The organism is Chelativorans intermedius (genome assembly GCF_025398255.1).
GTDB classification, from domain to species: Bacteria; Pseudomonadota; Alphaproteobacteria; order Rhizobiales; family Rhizobiaceae; genus Chelativorans; species Chelativorans intermedius.
In genome coordinates, this window is sequence record NZ_JAODNW010000021.1 from 54832 (window position 1) to 70830 (window position 15999).

Consider the following 15999-nt stretch of genomic DNA (forward strand, 5'->3'; position numbering starts at 1 on the left):
GGCGGCGCTTTCTGGAAAGGACGTTTGATGGACATTCGCCAGGTCAGCGAGGACTTCGCCGTGACGGCACAGATCAGCCCCGCCCAGGTGAGCGAAATCGCCGCGGTAGGCTTCAAGAGCATCATCTGCAACCGGCCAGACACGGAAGACGGCGCCGTACCGCACGAGGCGGTGGAGGAAGCGGCGCGTGCGGCGGGTCTCGCCTTCCGCTTCCTGCCCGTCGTCTCAGGCGCCATCACGCAGGAGAACGTGCGCGACATGGCGGCCGCGCTGCAGGAGTTGCCGCGCCCCGTGCTCGCCTATTGCCGCAGCGGCGCACGCTGCCTCAACCTCTTCGCCCTGGTGCGGGAGATGCACGCCTGACAGCGCCTAAAGCGGCAGCGCCGCCTGCTCCTTCAAGGTCTCCAGGACGATGGCAGTCTTCACATGCTGCACGGATTCGTGCGGCAGGAGCACGGCGCTGACGAATTCCGACAGGCTTTTCAGATCGGGCGTGACCACCTTCAGGATATAGTCCATCTCGCCCGTCAGCGCATAGGCTTCCTGCACCTCCGGCAGGCGCGCCACGAGATCTGCGAAGCGGCGGGCATTGTCCGGGTTGTGGGTGGCAAGCGTGACGGTGATGATGTTGACGAGCGCAAAACCCAGCCGCTCGCGGTCGAGCTCGGCCCGATACCCCCTGATGAGCCCCTCCTCCTCCAGCCTCTGGCGGCGGCGCGAGCATTGCGACGCCGACAGGTTGACCCGCTCCGAAAGGTCGTTGTTGGTGAGCCGCCCATCGGCCTGCAAGAGGGACAATATCTTGCGGTCATAGCTGTCGATATGCGCATTGTTCATGCATTCATTCCGTTCTTCGCACACTTCATGCGAGAAGGATGCATTTCATGCCTGACAATGCAACCTCCGTGCGGGTCGGCAGCGCTAGAATGGCGGCAAGATGGTTTCAGCAGAGGAGGAGACGATATGGGCCCGTTTCCGCACGACGCGCCGCCGGCCAGGATCAGCGACGAGAACCCGGCGGGCACAGACGGCTTCGAGTTCGTCGAGTTCGCGCATCCAGAGCCTGAGAAGCTTGCCGATCTGTTCGCCATGATGGGCTACACCGAGGTTGCCCGGCACAGGAGCAAACGGATCTCGGTCTGGCGGCAGGGCGACATCAACTATCTGGTGAATGCCGAGCCCGGCAGCCATGCCATGCGCTTCGTCGAGGCGCATGGACCCTGCGCGCCCTCCATGGCATGGCGCGTGGTGGATGCCCGACATGCCTTCGAGCATGCGGTGGCGAAGGGCGCAGAGCCCTATCACGGCGACGGCAAGACGCTCGACGCACCGGCCATCGTCGGCATCGGCGGCTCGCTTCTCTACTTCATCGACCAATATGGAGAGAAGGGCTCGGCCTATGCTCAGGAGTTCGAATGGCTGGGCGCGCCCGACCCGAAGCCGCAGGGCGTGGGCTTCTACTATCTCGACCACCTCACCCACAATGTCTATCGCGGCAACATGGACAAGTGGTGGGACTTCTACCGCAATCTCTTCGGCTTCAAGCAAATCCACTATTTCGACATCGACGGGCGCATCACCGGGCTGGTGAGCCGTGCCATCACTTCCCCCTGCGGCAAGATCCGCATCCCGCTCAACGAATCGAAGGACGATACCAGTCAGATCGCCGAGTATCTGAAGCGCTACCGGGGAGAAGGCATCCAGCACATCGCCGTGGGCACCGAGAACATCTACGACGCGACGGACAGGCTGGCCGAAAACGGGCTGAAGTTCATGCCCGGCCCGCCCGACATCTATTACGAGATGTCGCACGAGCGGGTGCGCGGCCACGACGAGCCCATCGAGCGCATGAAGAAGCACGGCATCCTGATCGATGGCGAAGGCGTGGTGAACGGCGGCATGACGAAGATCCTGCTGCAGATCTTCTCGAAGACCGTGATCGGGCCGATCTTCTTCGAGTTCATCCAGCGCAAGGGCGATGAGGGCTTCGGCGAAGGCAATTTCCGCGCCCTGTTCGAATCGATCGAGCAGGATCAGATCCGGCGCGGCGTGCTGAAGGTGGACGCGGCGGAGTAGGCCGCGATCACGGCGCAAGCCGCAACCGTTCCATCTCCGCCTTCCGCCGCGGCATGTCGAAGTCGAGAAAGAATTCGTCGAGCTGCGGCGGCGCGACAGAGGTGCCGGCAAGCATCGCGTGGACCTGCCCCCGGTGGTGAACCTGGTGCAGGAAGAGGTGGGCGAGCAACGCGTCGATGCGCTCGGGAAACTTCCCGGCGTTACCCCGGTCGGTGATCACGCGGCGCGCCATGTCCTCCTGGCGCAGGGCGGAGCAGAAGGCCATCAGCCGTTCGTCCTGGGCGCGCTGTGCATCGGCAAGCGCAGCCGGACTGTCGAACGGCACGAAATCGTGGAAGGCGGCGGGGCCGATGCCCCCTTCTTCCAGCGCGTCGAGATAATAGAGATCGACGGCCAGGATGTGGTTCAGCGTCTTGGCGATGGACGGGAAGAAGCCTACGCGCTCGGCCTCGAACTCGCCCGGCTTGAGTGCCAGCACGGCACGGTGGAGGCGGTGATTGGACCACAGGTTGTTGGCCGCCATCTTCCGAAAATGGTCTGGAAGCTGCATGGGAAGTTCTACCAGCTTTCGAGGACGGTGGAGAGAACCCAGGTAAAGACCGCCGCTGCCGCCGCGGCATAACCCGCCGAGAGCGCAAGACGGGCGTTGCGGTGGCGCCGCCACTGGCCCGTCGCCTCCGCATGGGCGCGCAGGTCCTCGCGGATGTAGCGGTGCATCCGCTTCCTGCCCTGCCGGCCGCGCGGGCGGCGCAGGGAAACGAACTTCGTCAGCGCCTCCTCGTCCGACCAGCCGAAGCGCCGCTTTTCGAGATGGAAGGCCAGGGCGAGAATCTGCCACCAGCCATAGAGGACAAGCGCCATGGACAGAAGAAAGATGATGACGAGGAGCCGGCCCGGCATCCTACCGCCGCCCGCCCGTGCGCCCGAAAACTGGTGAGGGATGCATTCTTCCTCCTCTCCGGCCTGACCGATTGTAGCCCAACCGGCGGCGGATGCGAATGCCAGGATCCGGCCTCAGTCCCAGTTGCCCTGCGGCGTGCCGTCGAAGCGCTTCTTCAGGCCCTTCCAGCAGTCGATATAGTCCTCCTGCAGCGTATCCGTCTCCGCCGCATAGCGCGTCAGGTGCTGGGGGAAGCGGGTTTCAAACATGAAGGCCAGGGTGTCGTCGAGCTTGACCGGCGCAAGCTCGGCCCGCGTCGCCTTCTCGAAACTGTCGGCATCCGGCCCGTGCGGCAGCATCATGTTGTGCAGGCTCATGCCGCCCGGCAGGAAACCCTCCTCCTTGGCGTCGTACCGGCCGCGGATCAGGCCCATGAACTCGCTCATCACATTGCGGTGGAACCAGGGCGGGCGGAAGGTGTGTTCGGCCACCTGCCAGCGCGGCGGAAAGATGATGAAGTCGACATTGGCCGTGCCCTCCTCGCCGCTCGGCGAGGTGAGCACCGTGAAGATCGACGGGTCAGGGTGGTCGAACAGAACGGCACCGACGGGCGAAAAGGTGGAAAGATCGTATTTCCAGGGCGCGTAGTTGCCGTGCCAGGCCACCACGTCGAGCGGCGAGTGGCCGATCTCGGTGCGGTAGAAGCGACCGCACCACTTGACGGTCAGCCGGCAATCGGCCTCGCGATCCTCGTACCAGGCGACGGGCGTCTTGAAATCGCGCGGGTTGGCCAGGCAGTTGGCGCCGATCGGGCCACGGTCGGGCAAGGTGAACTTGGCGCCGTAATTCTCGCAGAGATAGCCGCGCGCCGGCCCGTCGACAAGCTCCACCTTGAAGATCATGCCGCGTGGCACCAGGCATATCTCCCCTGGCGCGACCTCCATCACCCCCATCTCCGTGACAACGCGCAGGCTGCCCTCCTGCGGCACGAAGAGCAGCTCGCCGTCGGCGTTGAAGAAATGGTCGTCCACCATGGAGGCGTTCACGGCATAGACATGAGCCGCCATGCCCGTCTGGCCCATCGCGTCGCCCGCCGTCGTCATGGTCAGGACGCCGGAGAGGAAGTCCGTATCGGCTTTCGGCATCGGCACGGGATCCCAGCGAAGCTGGCCAAGCGGCAGCTCGTGGTCGCCCAGATTGGGCGCAGTCTTCCAATGGGAAAAGGCTGTCGGGCGGAAGCGGGCGGCGTGGCGCACGCTGGGGCGGATGCGATAGAGCCAGGAGCGCTCGTTGGCGCCGCGCGGCGCGGTGAAGGGCGAGCCCGAAAGCTGCTCCGCATAAAGACCGTAGGGCGGGCGCTGCGGCGAGTTCTGCCCCTGCGGCAGGGCGCCTGGCAGGCACTCGGTCTCGAAATCATTGCCGAAGCCGGGCATGTAGCGGCAGGTCATGGCTTCCTCCATGGGACTTGCGGGGCGAACATATTTGTTTCATTTGTAACCATTGAAAATGTAACCATCAATGCCGCGAGAACCGCCATGACGAACGATGTCCTGATCCTCGAAGATTTCATGCCGTACCGGCTGAACCGGCTGGCGGATGCAATCAGCCGCGAGTTCGCGAGGATCTATCGGGACCGCTATGGCCTCACGCGGCCGGAATGGCGCACGCTGGCAGCGCTCGGCCAGCACGGCACCATGACGGCGACGGAAATCGGCGCGCATTCGGCGATGCACAAGACCAAGGTGTCGCGCGCGGTCGCAGCGCTGGAAAAGCGCCGATGGCTGGTGCGCAAGGCGGATGCGAACGACCGCCGGGTGGAGCGCCTGAGCCTCACGAAGGCCGGCCAGCGCGTCTATGGAGAGCTCATCCCGGTGGCGGCCGCATTCGAGGCCGGGATGCTGGACAAGCTCGGCGCACGCCAGCGCGAGGCCGTCCTGAAGGGCCTTGCGGCGCTGGAGAAGGCGGTCCTGAGGGCGTGAGCAGCGGCCCACCCGGCCGTGCAAGGCCGAGGGAGCACGCCTACCAGTCCATCACGACCTTGCCCGCCTCGCCGCTTCTCATGGCGCTGAAGCCGTCGCGGAAGTCGTCTGCCGGAAGGCGATGTGTGATGAGGCCCGAAACGTCGAGCGGCCCCTGGACGAGCGCGATCATCTTGTACCAGGTCTCGAACATCTCGCGGCCGTAGATGCCCTTCAGGTGCAGCATCTTGAAGATGACCTTGTTCCAGTCGATCTCGAAGCCGGTAGGCGCGATGCCCAGGATGGCGATCTTGCCACCATTGTTCATCGCGTCGATCATGTCCCGGAAGGCGGGCGCGGCACCCGACATCTCCAGCCCCACATCGAAGCCCTCCGTCATGCCGAGCCGCTGCATCACCCGGGCAAGGCTCTCCTCCCTCGCATTCACCGTGTTCCGGACGCCGAGCCTGCTTGCCAGCGCGAGGCGGGCGGGATTGATGTCGGTGATGACCACCTTTCGCGCACCGACGCACTGGGCGACGAGCGCCCCCATGATGCCGATGGGGCCGGCGCCGGTGACGAGGACATCCTCGCCCACCAGATCGAAGGAAAGGGCCGTGTGGACGGCGTTGCCCAAGGGGTCGAAGATGGCGGCGATCTCGTCGGGCACGTCGTCGGGAATGGCCACCACATTGTGCTGCGGCAGCGCCAGATATTCGGCGAAGGCGCCAGGGCGCTGCACGCCCACGCCCAGCGTGTTGCGGCAAAGGTGCCCCCGGCCTGCGCGGCAGTTGCGGCAATGACCGCAGACGATGTGCCCTTCGCCGGAAACGCGCTGGCCGACGCGGTATTCCGTCACCGCCGCGCCGACATCGGCCACCTCGCCGACAAATTCATGGCCGGTGATGAGTGGCACGGGCACGGTCTTTCGGGCCCATTCGTCCCAGTTCCAGATATGCACGTCGGTGCCGCAGATGGCGGTCTTCTTCACCCTGATGAGCACATCGTTGGGGCCGATCTCGGGGACGGGCACGCGCTCCATCCACAGCCCCTCTTCGGGCCTCGATTTCACCAGAGCCTTCATCATGTTGGACATCGGCCAGCCTCCTTGCCTGACGCCGCTCAGGAAATCACGCCCAGTTCCCGCCCCACGGCCACGAAGGCCTCCACGGCGCGGTCGATGTCCTGCGGCGCGTGGGCGGCCGACATCTGGGTGCGGATGCGCGCCTGGCCTTTCGGGACCACGGGGTAGGAGAAGCCGATCACATAGATGCCGTGGTCGAGCAGCCGGTCGGCCATCTGCGCGGCAAGCGCGGCATCGCCCACCATGACGGGAATGATGGGGTGGCCCTCGCCGGCGAGGCGGAAGCCCGCCCCTGTCATCTTCTCGCGGAAATGGCGCGCATTGTCATAGAGCCTGCGTCGCAGGGCCTCGCCATGCTCGATCAGGTCGAAGACCTTGAGCGAGGCAGCGGCGATCACCGGCGCCAGCGTATTGGAGAAAAGATAGGGGCGCGAGCGCTGACGCAGCCACTCGACGATCTCGCGCCGGCTGGCCGTGTAGCCGCCGGAGGCACCGCCCAGCGCCTTGCCCAGCGTGCCGGTGACGATATCCACCCGCCCTTCCACGCCGCAGGCCTCCGGCGTGCCGCGGCCGTTTTCACCCACGAAGCCCACGGCGTGGCTGTCGTCCACCATCACCATGGCGTCGTACTTCTCCGCCAGATCGCAGATGCCCCGCAGATCGGCGATGATGCCGTCCATGGAGAAGACGCCGTCCGTTGCAATCAGGCGGAAGCGGGCATCGGCCGCCTCCTTCAGCTTCGCCTCCAGATCGGCCATGTCGTTGTTGGCATAGCGCAGCCGCCGCGCCTTGCTGAGCCGCACGCCGTCGATGATGGAGGCGTGGTTGAGTGCGTCGGAGATGATCGCGTCCTGCTCCCCGAGCAGGGTCTCGAAAAGGCCCGCATTGGCATCGAAGCAGGAGGAATAGAGGATCGTGTCCTCATACCCGAGAAAATCGGATATGCGTGCCTCGAGCTGCTTGTGCTCTTCCTGCGTGCCGCAGATGAACCGCACCGAAGCCATGCCGTAGCCATAGGTATCGAGCGCCGCCTTGGCGGCCTCGCGCAGCTCCTGGTTGTCGGCCAGGCCCAGATAGTTGTTGGCGCAGAAATTGAGCACCCGCCTGCCACCGCTTTCGATCTCGGCGGACTGCATGGAGGTAATGACGCGCTCGTGCTTGTAGAGGCCGGCGGCCTTCAGGCCGTCGAGCTCGGCGGAAAGATGCTTGAGAAACGCTTCGGTCATGCTCACCCCGTCGGCACCTTTTGCATCACATATAGCGGAAAGAGCGCGCCTTGCCGAATGGGCCAGGAAGACCGCAAGGCGCAATCCAGCCCGCCTTTACGGTGGACGGCGCCCGGCCACGGCATCTTGCGCCCTCCACCCCCCAGCCGAATCCCGCTATAAGGGCGCCATGCCCATTCGCCCCCTTTCCGAGACCGTCATCAACCAGATCGCCGCCGGCGAGGTGATCGAGCGGCCGGCAAGCGTCGTCAAGGAGCTGGTCGAGAACGCGCTGGATGCCGGCGCGCGCCGCATCGAGGTGGCGACGGCGGGCGGCGGCCTCAATCTCATCCGCGTGGTTGATGACGGCACCGGCATTCCCCCCCAGGAGCTGCCGCTGGCCGTGTCGCGCCACTGCACATCGAAGCTTTCCGACGACATCCACGACATTCGCTCGCTGGGCTTTCGCGGTGAAGCGCTGCCCTCCATCGGTTCGGTGGCGCGGCTTTCGCTGAGCTCGCGCACGGCGGAGGGCGATGCGGGCGCGCAGATCGTGGTGGAGGCGGGCAGGACAGGCCCCGTGAAGCCCGTTGCGGCCAATCGCGGCACCACGGTGGAGGTGCGCGACCTCTTCTTCGCCACGCCGGCCAGGCTGAAGTTCATGAAGAGCGAGCGCGCCGAGGCGGCGGCGATCACCGATGTGATCAGGCGCGTGGCGCTGGCCTTTCCCGCCGTGCGCTTCACGCTTTCGGGCACGGACCGCAGCACGCTCGACCTGCCCGCCGTGCCGGCCGACGGCGAGGGACTGCTGCGCCGCATGGGGCAGGTGCTGGGCCGCGAGTTCGCCGACAACGCGCTGGCGATCGAGGCGGAACGGGAGGGCGTGCGGCTGACCGGCTATGCCTCCATCCCCTCCTTCTCGCGCGGCAACGCGCTGCATCAATTCGCCTATGTCAACGGTCGCCCGGTGCGCGACAAGCTGATTGCCGGCGCAATTCGCGGCGCCTATCAGGACGTGCTGGCGCGCGACCGCCACGCGGTGGCGGTGCTTTTCCTCGCCCTCGACCCCGCTCTGGTGGACGTCAATGTGCATCCGGCCAAGGCCGATGTGCGGTTTCGCGACCCGGGGCTCGTGCGCGGGCTGATCGTCGGTGCCATCCGCCAGGCGCTGGAGGAGCAGGGACTGCGCGCCTCGACGCGCGGGGCGGCGGCGATGCTGGGCGCCTTCCGCGCGCCAAGGGGCGGCGCGCACCGCGCTTTCGAGGCTGGCGATCGACGCCCCGCGGGCGGCTGGAGTGCGCAGACATCGCCCGGCCGTCCGCTCGACCTGGACGGACAGACAGGCGGCGGGAGCGTCACAGGCGGCTTTCGCGAAGGCGCGCAGGCGGCCTTCCATGTGGGAGGGGCGGTCAGCGCCGACGCGCGGGGCGATGCCGCGCCGGCCGAGACGCTGCGCCATCCCCTGGGCGCTGCACGCGCGCAGGTTCACGAAAACTACATCGTCGCGCAGACGGAGGACTCCCTCATCATCGTCGACCAGCATGCCGCCCATGAGCGGCTGGTCTACGAGGCGTTGAAGCAGGCGATCCACGCCCGTCCCCTGCCCTCCCAGATGCTGCTCATGCCGGAGATCGTTGACCTGCCGGAGGAGGATGCCGAGCGGCTGTCGGCGCATGCGGACTTCCTGGCGCGGCTGGGGCTGAGGCTCGAACGCTTCGGCCCCGGCGCCGTGGCGGTGCGCGAAACGCCGGCCATGCTGGGCGAGATCGACGCGGCGGCGCTGGTGCGGGACCTTGCCGACGAGATCGCAGAGAACGATACGGCGGAAGGGCTCAAGGAACGCATCGACCGCATCGCCGCCACCATGGCCTGCCACGGCTCCGTGCGCGCCGGCCGCCGGCTCAAGCCGGAAGAAATGAACGCGCTTCTGCGGCGGATGGAAGCGACCCCCGGCTCCGGCACCTGCAATCACGGGCGGCCGACCTATATCGAGCTGAAGCTCGCCGATATCGAGCGGCTGTTCGGCCGGCGATGAGCCGGCATCAGCCGCGCCCCGCCCTTACCGCCCAATCGAGCTGCGGCTGCGCCTCCACCGCGCCGGGACGGGCGGCACGCAGACGCGAAAGCGCGGCCTCCGGGGCCTCGCCACGCTCGACCAGCAGACGCAGCACCGCCATGCCCGAACGGCCATAACCGCCCCGGCAATGCACCAGCACGCCACCGCCCGCATCAAGAACGGCGTGCAGACGGGCCGAAAGCGCCGGCCAGGCCGCCGCGGCCTGTGCGGTGGGTCCCGAGAAATCGGGTATCGGCAGATGGTGCCAGGCGATGCCGGCCTGCGCCAGCGCCTCCCCCAGATGGCCCGCGCCATGCTGCGCCATCTCGGTCTGCTCGGTCATCGATACGACGACCTGCGGGTCCCATCGGGCAATCGCCGCGACATCCGCGAGGAGATCGTTGAAGCGGCCAGGCAGCGGGCTGATCCCGAGCCGCCCGCCGCCGGCCAGCCGCAATGTGGCGATCGTAAAACCCGTGCCCATGACGCTTCCCTCGAAGAACGATATGCAAGGCCAACCTAGACCGGTTCATCGTTTCAATGAAACGCTGATCCGATCCATCTATTTGTTTTTGCGGCATTTGTGCGACGCTAGATGATTCCATCTGGCTGCAAAATGCTGCAGCAGCGGCTTGACGCTGCGCGCAATTTGTGGCGCAAGACGCCTAACGAGAGGTGATCGGCATGAACCGTTTTGAAGGCCCCGGCGGCAGGGAAGCGCGCATTCGCTATCTGGACGGCGACTTCCAGGTGCTCGCGCCCGGCGCCTTCGTGCGCTGCGCGGTGACGGGCGAGACCATCGCGCTCGAAGACCTGAAGTATTGGAGCGTAGCGCGCCAGGAAGCCTATCTCGACGCCGAAGCATCGCTGGCCCGCGAGCTGGAGCTCAATCCCGAGCTGAAAAAGCCGCGCGCCTGAGGCGCCTATCCCGCCGCACGGCGCTTCTGCCAGGCATCGAGGGTGTCGCGCACGATGCGCGCCGGAGCCGCCGGCTCCTCGAACACGGCGGCCACAGGCAGGGCGCACGCGGCGGCGGCAAGCGCCTGCACGGCCCCCGGGCCATGGCGCATGCGGACCAGATCCTTCTCCGTGGTCACGAGCGTCAGCCCCTCCCGGGCAGCCCGGGCGACAAGCTCCGCCGCTTCCTGCGCACCATAGGGGTGATGATCGGGAAAGGAGCGGGTGGCGGCAAGCGTGGCGCCGGCCTCCTGCAGCGTGCGGTAGAACTTGTCGGGATTGCCGATGCCGGCAAAGGCGAGCACGCGCTCTCCGGCAAGGCCATGCCCCTTGCCCGGCTCCAACCGGGCGACGAAGACCGGCTTACCGGCACGCGCGGCAAGCCGCACGACGGTGTCCGCCGCCCGGCCCTTGCCCATTACCAGCACGCCGTCGACATGGCGCATCTGCCCCGCCACCGGAGCACGCAGCGGCCCGGCGGGAACGACATGGCCATTCCCGAGACCTCGCGCGGCATCCACGACGATGAGGGCATAGTCCATGTGGAGGTGCGCGCTCTGGAAGCCGTCATCCATGATGAGAAAGTCGCAACCCTCGGCGATCAGCCGGCGCGCACCGGCGGCGCGGTCAGGGGTGACGACGGTGGGTGCGTGGCGTGCGAGAAGCAACGGCTCGTCACCCACGCGGCGGGCGGTGTCGGCCCCGGCATCCACCAGATGTGGCCCCGTCAGCCTGCCGCCATGCCCGCGCGAAAGGAAACCCGGGCGCCACCCCTGGCGCTGGGCCTCGCCGGCCAGGGCGATGGCGACCGGCGTCTTGCCCTCGCCGCCGACCGTGAGATTGCCCACGCACAGGACGGCGGCCGCCACCTTCTCGCGGGGAGCGCGGGAAAGACGCGCCGCCGCCACCGCACCATAGATCGTCGCCGCCGGCCACAGCGCCCAGGCGCGCCAGTCCGGCCGCTGCCACCAGAAGGGCGGTGCCTTGCCGGGAAAGGCCATCTCACGCCGCCCGGCCGTTGCCACCCTGCAGGCGGCTCTTGACGATCAACGGGTGGATGAAGGGCTCAAGCGCCATCAGGGTGCGCGACAGCGCGCCCGACATCTCCTCCACGGCCGAGCGGCCGGCAGCGATCATGGCGCGGCGGATCCCTTCATTTTCGAGCAGCAGGCACACGGCGCCCGCCAGCATGCGCGTGTCGCGCACCGGCCGCGCACCGCCACGCTCGATCAGCCGGCGATAGGCATCGCGGAAGTTCTCCACATGCGGACCAGACAGCACGGCCGTGCCGAGACGCGCCGGCTCGATGGGGTTCTGCCCGCCTTCGCCGGCCAGCGAGCGGCCGACGAAGGCGATCTCCGTCAGCCGGAGATAGAGCCCCATCTCGCCGATGGTGTCGCCCAGGAAGATGTCGGTCTGCGGGCCGATTTCCCCGCCGCTGCTGCGACGGACGACATCGAACCCCTCGTCAGCGAACGCCTCGGCAAGCGCCTCGGCGCGCTCGGGATGGCGCGGCACCACGATGGTGAGAAGATCGGGATGGCGCTTGCGCACCATGCGGTGCACCTCGGCGGCGATCTTCTCCTCGCCCTCATGGGTGGAGACGGCGGCCCACACCTTGCGCGTGCCGATGGCCGCCTGCATGCCGGCAAGCGCCGCCTCGTCGACGGGGGGCAGCGCGGTATCGACCTTGAGATTGCCGGAGACGGTCACGGGCCTGGCGCCCAGCTTGCGGAAGCGCTCGCCATCGACTTCCGACTGGGCGACGACATGGGCCAGATTCTCGAAGAGGGCCTCGGCCAGAAAGGGGTGCCTGCGCCAGCGCTCGAAGGAGCGGTCGGACATGCGGCCATTGACGAGCACCTGCGGCACGCGGCGCGCCCCAAGCTCCAGAATGGTGACGGGCCAGATTTCCGACTCCGCCATGACGGCAAGATCGGGCGCCCAATGGTTGAGAAAGCGGCTGACGGCGGGCTTCAGATCGAGCGGCACATACTGGTGGATGACGCGTCGGCCCAGCCGCTCCGCCGCCACGCTGGCGGAGGTGACGGTTCCGGTGGTCAGCACCACATGGATGCCGCTCTTCAGGAGGTGTTCGACAAGGCCGACGACGGCGATGGTCTCGCCCACGCTGGCGGCATGTACCCACACCAGCGGGCCTTCCGGGCGCGGCTCGCTCGGCCTGCCATAGCGCTCGTGCCGTCGGGTGCGCTCCTCCTTTCCCTTGGTGACACGCCAGACGATATAGCCGCCGATGAACGGGTAGGCCGCAGCGCCCGCCCAGCGGTAGGTGGCAAGAATGGCGCGCGCCCAGCGTTCGCTCATCGCCGGCCATCGACAAGGGCATAGGCCGCGCGGGTGGCGCGGTTGAGCGCTTCGGTGAGCTGGCGGCGCTTCTCCTCCATGGCGCCGTCATCGGCATCCGCCGGCACGAAGATCGGCTCGCCGAGGATCACCGCGCTGCGGCCGAAGGGCAGGTTGATCGTGGTCTTGTCCCAGGTCTTCTCCAGCACCTTGCGGCGGCTGGTGGCGATGGCCACCGGCACCACGGGCCGGCCCGAAAGGCGGGCGAGGGTGACGATGCCAAGTCCCGCCTGGCGGGGCGTGCCGTGCGGGATGTCGGCGATCATGGCGACGTTGCAGCCGGCATCCAGCGTGCGCTTGAGCTGGATCAGCGCGGAGGCGCCGCCCTTCCTGGCCCGGTGGGCACCGGCACGCCCGCCGGAGCCGCGCACCACCTCGAAGCCCAGCTTCTCGGCCACCAGGGCGTTGAGCTCGGCATCGGCGCTGCGCGAGAACAGCGCCACCAGGCGGTGCTTGCGCGGGTTGATGGTGGGGCCCAGCAGATGCTGGCCGTGCCACAGCGCGGCGATGGCCGGCGTGTGCTCGGCGATCGCCTTTTCCACGTCGTGCGAACCCTCCACGCGCCTGTTGGTGCGCGCGATGAAGCGCAGGGCCATGGCCATCAGGGAGGCGATGGCGTTCTTGAGGAAGCGCGAGCGGGCAAGCGGGCCACGAATGCGCCGCCACAGGGACCTGCCCGGACGCACGCGCCTGCGCGAACGCTGCTTGACCTCAAAGGACGGCGCCATGGCCTTCTCGTCCATCAACTCAACGGTCCGCCTTGGCGGCATCCGGGTCGAGAAGGCGGTGCAGATGGACGATGAAGTAGCGCATGTGGGCGTTGTCCACAGTCTCCTGCGCCTTGGCCCGCCATGCCGCCTCGGCCGATTTGTAGTCTCCGTAGATGCCGACGAGGTCGAGCGCCTCGAGATCGCGAAACCGGGTGCTCGAAAGGGACTCGAGCTCACCGCCGAAGACCAGGTGAAGAAGCTGCTTTTTTTCGTCTTTGTCCGCCATGGCACTCATCGTATCCGTTTCGAGAGAAATTCTTGACGGCGCGCCGCGAGCCGCAAATCAACGCCGCCTTTTTGGAACCATTCGGGGCGGCAGGCAACCCCGCATGGAAACCGCGGCGCGCGAGCGGTAAAGGCGGGTTGTGGCGAAGAGATGGCTCCGCACGGCGCCGCGAGAGACGGTTTCCGGGTTCTGCCTCCCGGCAACAGCCTCAAGGCGCCGGGCCGGCCAGTGCCTCGGCCATGACGCCCACGAGCCGACCGCTGCCGGCCGCAAGGGCGCCGAGACGCGGATCCGGGCCGGCATAGCGCGGGCGCCGGCCGGCGGCATCAAGGATGCTGCCGCCGGCCTCCGCCAGGATGATGTCGGCAGCGGCCAGGTCCCAATCGTGCGCGGCGGGCTTGATGAAGGTGGCGTCCAGCCTGCCCTCGGCCACCATGGCGATGCGGCAGGCGAGCGACGGCACATAGGGGTGCAGGCTGACGCGGGTGCGGATCTCTTCAGGAAGGCCGGCCAGCATGGCCTTGGGCCCGGCAAGCACGAGCTCTGCCCCCTCGTTTCTCACCGCGATGGGGGTGCCGTTGCGCCGCGCGCCCGCGCCACGCGCTGCGGTGAAGCACACCCCCTCGGCCGGGCAGTCGAGCACGCCGGCAATGGCCCTGCCGTCCTCCACCACGGCGACGCTGACACACCAGACCTCGCGCCCGGCAAGAAAGGCGCGGGTGCCGTCGATGGGATCGACCACGAAGGTGCGGGGCGCGGCGAGCCGGGCCTTGTCGTCCGCCGTCTCCTCCGAAAGCCAGCCATAGCCGGGGCGTGCCTCTGTCAGCACGCGGCGCAGGAATTGATCCACCTCCAGATCGGCCTTGCTGACCGGCGAACGGCCCTCCTTCCACCAGACCTGAGGGTCACGGCGGAAATGGCGCATGGCAAGGCGACCCGCCTCGCGCGCCGCCTCGGCGATCAGGGCCAGCTCCTCCCGCGCATCCCGGAGCATCGGCTCACTCACCGGCAACCGTCATTCCTTCCACGAGCAGGGTGGGCGCGGCGGTGCCGAAATTGCGGTCGAGGTCACTGGCGGGGGTCATGCGCATGAACATGTCCTTCAGATTGGAGGCGATGGTCACTTCGGAGACGGGATAGGCGCATTCGCCGTTCTCGATCCAGAAGCCGGCCGCCCCGCGGCTGTACTCGCCGGTGACGAGGTTGACGCCCTGGCCGAAGACCTCCGTGACGTAGAAGCCGCTCCTGATGCCGGCGATGAGCGCCTGGGGCGTATCCTCCCCGGGCTCGATGGCGAAGTTGGTGGAAGCGGGATTGACCGACGAGGCGGCACGCACGCCGCGCCCGTTGGTCTCAAGCCCCAGCTCTCTGGCGACGGAGCTGGACAGGAGCCAGCTCGTCAACACCCCCCTTTCCACCGGCACCAGCGGCGCGCCCGCCACACCCTCGCCATCGAAGGGGCGCGAGGCCTGACCGCGCCGGATCTGTGGATTGTCGGTCACGGTGACGGAAGCGGCGGCAACCTGCCGGCCCATCCTGTCGCGCAGGAAGCTGGTCTTGCGCGCCACGGCGGCGCCATTGATGGCGGCGGCGATATGGCCGGCGATGCCGCGCGCCACGCGCGGATCGTAGACGACGGGGAAGATCCCGGTCTTCACCTTGCGCGCGCCCAGCCTCCTGACGGCGCGCTCCCCCGCCGTGCGGCCGATCTTTTCCGGGGAATCGAGATCGCCGTAATGCAGCCGCGAGGAAAAGTCGTAGTCGCGCTCCATGGCCGTGCCTTCGCCTGCCAGCACGCTGACGGAGCGCGAGAAGCGTGTGGCCGCGTACTGGCCGACGAAGCCGTGCGAGGTGGCGAGCACCAGGCCGCCGGAGCCAGCACTGGCCCCGGCGCCAGAGGAGTTGGTGACACCGGGCACCGAGAGGGCCGCCTCCTCGGCGGCCAGCGCATCCTCCTTCAGCCGCTCGGCGGAAATCTCCGTCATATCGACCAGATCAAGATCGGCAAACTCGCGGGCCAGCCGCTCGGGCTCGGCAAGGCCCTGAAAGGGATCCTCGGGCGAGACCCTGGCCATGGCGACGGCGCGGCTTGCCAGATCCCGCGGATCGGAGGCGGCCGTGGCCGAGACGCTGGCCACCCGGCGGCCGACGAAGACGCGCAGGGACATGTCGTCGCTTTCGGCCGATTCGGTGCCCTCGACCTTGCCGAGCCGCACCGCGACGCTGCGCGAGCGGGAGCGCAGCACCACCGCATCGGCAGCATCGGCGCCGGCGCGCCTTGCCGCCTCCACAAGGGCGGCGACGCGGTCGAGAAGAGCTTGATCGGATGTGATGCTCATGAGAGGCCTGTCATCGGTTGACGGGAAGGAAATTCTCCCTCCCCGGTATAGCGGGAGAAATGCCGGCAAGACACGGCTGCCGCA

18 protein-coding genes are annotated in these 15999 nt (G+C 67.6%); 5 read left to right on the forward strand and 13 right to left on the reverse strand.

The window, feature by feature from the left end; translation table 11 throughout:
* Positions 1–27 precede the first annotated feature (27 nt).
* Complete coding sequence (locus tag NYR58_RS15445; RefSeq protein WP_261522016.1) at positions 28–363, forward strand: TIGR01244 family sulfur transferase; 336 nt, start codon at positions 28–30, stop codon at positions 361–363.
* 6 nt (positions 364–369) lie between these two features.
* On the opposite strand, the gene NYR58_RS15450 is transcribed toward NYR58_RS15445, so the two are convergent.
* Positions 370–837 (reverse strand): Lrp/AsnC family transcriptional regulator, encoded by a 468-nt coding sequence (locus tag NYR58_RS15450; protein ID WP_261522017.1) that lies wholly within the window; start codon positions 835–837, stop codon positions 370–372.
* A gap of 126 nt (positions 838–963) precedes the next feature.
* On the opposite strand from NYR58_RS15450, the gene hppD reads away from it, so the two are divergent.
* Positions 964–2076 carry a 4-hydroxyphenylpyruvate dioxygenase gene (hppD, locus tag NYR58_RS15455; RefSeq protein ID WP_261522018.1) on the forward strand — a complete coding sequence of 371 codons (1113 nt, stop codon included), beginning with the start codon at positions 964–966 and terminating at the stop codon, positions 2074–2076.
* 7 nt (positions 2077–2083) lie between these two features.
* Here the strand turns inward: hppD and NYR58_RS15460 are convergent, their stop codons facing one another.
* The 3 genes from NYR58_RS15460 to hmgA all read right to left on the reverse strand — a co-directional run bounded on the left by NYR58_RS15460 (position 2084) and on the right by hmgA (position 4404).
* Positions 2084–2626 (reverse strand): DinB family protein, encoded by a 543-nt coding sequence (locus tag NYR58_RS15460; protein ID WP_261522019.1) that lies wholly within the window; start codon positions 2624–2626, stop codon positions 2084–2086.
* Positions 2627–2634: 8 nt separating this feature from the next.
* Positions 2635–2976: a hypothetical protein gene (locus NYR58_RS15465; RefSeq protein ID WP_261522020.1), complete on the reverse strand. Its 342-nt coding sequence runs from the start codon at positions 2974–2976 to the stop codon at positions 2635–2637.
* 114 nt (positions 2977–3090) lie between these two features.
* Entirely contained in the window at positions 3091–4404 is a 1314-nt protein-coding gene (gene hmgA, locus NYR58_RS15470) for a homogentisate 1,2-dioxygenase (protein WP_261522021.1), read from the reverse strand.
* Positions 4405–4491: 87 nt separating this feature from the next.
* On the opposite strand from hmgA, the gene NYR58_RS15475 reads away from it, so the two are divergent.
* Positions 4492–4935: a MarR family winged helix-turn-helix transcriptional regulator gene (locus NYR58_RS15475; RefSeq protein ID WP_261522022.1), complete on the forward strand. Its 444-nt coding sequence runs from the start codon at positions 4492–4494 to the stop codon at positions 4933–4935.
* A gap of 40 nt (positions 4936–4975) precedes the next feature.
* On the opposite strand, the gene tdh is transcribed toward NYR58_RS15475, so the two are convergent.
* Positions 4976–6010 carry an L-threonine 3-dehydrogenase gene (gene tdh / locus NYR58_RS15480; RefSeq protein ID WP_261522023.1) on the reverse strand — a complete coding sequence of 345 codons (1035 nt, stop codon included), beginning with the start codon at positions 6008–6010 and terminating at the stop codon, positions 4976–4978.
* A 26-nt stretch (positions 6011–6036) separates the two neighbouring features.
* A complete protein-coding gene (locus NYR58_RS15485) occupies positions 6037–7224 on the reverse strand; it encodes a glycine C-acetyltransferase (protein WP_261522084.1) in 1188 nt (395 codons plus the stop codon).
* A gap of 169 nt (positions 7225–7393) precedes the next feature.
* Between NYR58_RS15485 and mutL the strand changes: the two genes are divergently transcribed.
* Positions 7394–9238, forward strand: a complete 1845-nt coding sequence (gene mutL / locus NYR58_RS15490) for a DNA mismatch repair endonuclease MutL (protein WP_261522024.1) — start codon at positions 7394–7396, stop codon at positions 9236–9238.
* 7 nt (positions 9239–9245) lie between these two features.
* Here mutL and NYR58_RS15495 read toward each other — a convergent pair whose 3' ends face one another.
* Positions 9246–9743: a phosphatase domain-containing putative toxin gene (locus NYR58_RS15495; RefSeq protein WP_261522025.1), complete on the reverse strand. Its 498-nt coding sequence runs from the start codon at positions 9741–9743 to the stop codon at positions 9246–9248.
* A 200-nt stretch (positions 9744–9943) separates the two neighbouring features.
* On the opposite strand from NYR58_RS15495, the gene NYR58_RS15500 reads away from it, so the two are divergent.
* Positions 9944–10177, forward strand: a complete 234-nt coding sequence (locus NYR58_RS15500) for a DUF2093 domain-containing protein (protein ID WP_261522026.1) — start codon at positions 9944–9946, stop codon at positions 10175–10177.
* Between the two features lie 5 nt (positions 10178–10182).
* Here the strand turns inward: NYR58_RS15500 and lpxK are convergent, their stop codons facing one another.
* The 6 genes from lpxK to NYR58_RS15530 form a co-directional block, all read right to left on the reverse strand.
* A complete protein-coding gene (lpxK, locus tag NYR58_RS15505; protein ID WP_261522027.1) occupies positions 10183–11217 on the reverse strand; it encodes a tetraacyldisaccharide 4'-kinase in 1035 nt (344 codons plus the stop codon).
* 1 nt (position 11218) lies between these two features.
* Complete coding sequence (gene waaA, locus NYR58_RS15510) at positions 11219–12541, reverse strand: lipid IV(A) 3-deoxy-D-manno-octulosonic acid transferase (protein WP_261522028.1); 1323 nt, start codon at positions 12539–12541, stop codon at positions 11219–11221.
* Positions 12538–13308 (reverse strand): lysophospholipid acyltransferase family protein, encoded by a 771-nt coding sequence (locus NYR58_RS15515; protein ID WP_261522029.1) that lies wholly within the window; start codon positions 13306–13308, stop codon positions 12538–12540. The genes waaA and NYR58_RS15515 overlap by 4 nt, the downstream gene beginning before the upstream one ends.
* Before the next feature lie 19 nt (positions 13309–13327).
* On the reverse strand, positions 13328–13576 hold the full coding sequence (locus tag NYR58_RS15520; protein WP_261522030.1) for a DUF4170 domain-containing protein: 249 nt from the start codon (positions 13574–13576) through the stop codon (positions 13328–13330).
* 208 nt (positions 13577–13784) lie between these two features.
* A complete protein-coding gene (locus NYR58_RS15525) occupies positions 13785–14588 on the reverse strand; it encodes a 3'(2'),5'-bisphosphate nucleotidase CysQ (RefSeq protein ID WP_378074632.1) in 804 nt (267 codons plus the stop codon).
* Positions 14575–15915, reverse strand: coding sequence for a TldD/PmbA family protein (locus tag NYR58_RS15530; RefSeq protein WP_261522031.1), 1341 nt, complete (start codon positions 15913–15915; stop codon positions 14575–14577). The genes NYR58_RS15525 and NYR58_RS15530 overlap by 14 nt, the downstream gene beginning before the upstream one ends.
* Positions 15916–15999 lie beyond the last annotated feature (84 nt).

Coding starts and splice junctions, on each gene's coding strand:
- NYR58_RS15520 (WP_261522030.1), bottom strand. CDS start 13,576: ATGGCGGACAAAGACGAAAAAAAGCAGCTTCTTCACCTGGTCTTCGGC.
- NYR58_RS15515 (WP_261522029.1), bottom strand. CDS start 13,308: ATGGCGCCGTCCTTTGAGGTCAAGCAGCGTTCGCGCAGGCGCGTGCGT.
- NYR58_RS15485 (WP_261522084.1), bottom strand. CDS start 7,224: ATGACCGAAGCGTTTCTCAAGCATCTTTCCGCCGAGCTCGACGGCCTG.
- hppD (WP_261522018.1), top strand. CDS start 964: ATGGGCCCGTTTCCGCACGACGCGCCGCCGGCCAGGATCAGCGACGAG.
- NYR58_RS15450 (WP_261522017.1), bottom strand. CDS start 837: ATGAACAATGCGCATATCGACAGCTATGACCGCAAGATATTGTCCCTC.
- waaA (WP_261522028.1), bottom strand. CDS start 12,541: ATGAGCGAACGCTGGGCGCGCGCCATTCTTGCCACCTACCGCTGGGCG.
- tdh (WP_261522023.1), bottom strand. CDS start 6,010: ATGTCCAACATGATGAAGGCTCTGGTGAAATCGAGGCCCGAAGAGGGG.
- mutL (WP_261522024.1), top strand. CDS start 7,394: ATGCCCATTCGCCCCCTTTCCGAGACCGTCATCAACCAGATCGCCGCC.
- NYR58_RS15475 (WP_261522022.1), top strand. CDS start 4,492: ATGACGAACGATGTCCTGATCCTCGAAGATTTCATGCCGTACCGGCTG.
- NYR58_RS15445 (WP_261522016.1), top strand. CDS start 28: ATGGACATTCGCCAGGTCAGCGAGGACTTCGCCGTGACGGCACAGATC.
- lpxK (WP_261522027.1), bottom strand. CDS start 11,217: ATGGCCTTTCCCGGCAAGGCACCGCCCTTCTGGTGGCAGCGGCCGGAC.
- NYR58_RS15495 (WP_261522025.1), bottom strand. CDS start 9,743: ATGGGCACGGGTTTTACGATCGCCACATTGCGGCTGGCCGGCGGCGGG.
- NYR58_RS15530 (WP_261522031.1), bottom strand. CDS start 15,915: ATGAGCATCACATCCGATCAAGCTCTTCTCGACCGCGTCGCCGCCCTT.
- NYR58_RS15460 (WP_261522019.1), bottom strand. CDS start 2,626: ATGCAGCTTCCAGACCATTTTCGGAAGATGGCGGCCAACAACCTGTGG.
- hmgA (WP_261522021.1), bottom strand. CDS start 4,404: ATGACCTGCCGCTACATGCCCGGCTTCGGCAATGATTTCGAGACCGAG.
- NYR58_RS15500 (WP_261522026.1), top strand. CDS start 9,944: ATGAACCGTTTTGAAGGCCCCGGCGGCAGGGAAGCGCGCATTCGCTAT.
- NYR58_RS15465 (WP_261522020.1), bottom strand. CDS start 2,976: ATGCCGGGCCGGCTCCTCGTCATCATCTTTCTTCTGTCCATGGCGCTT.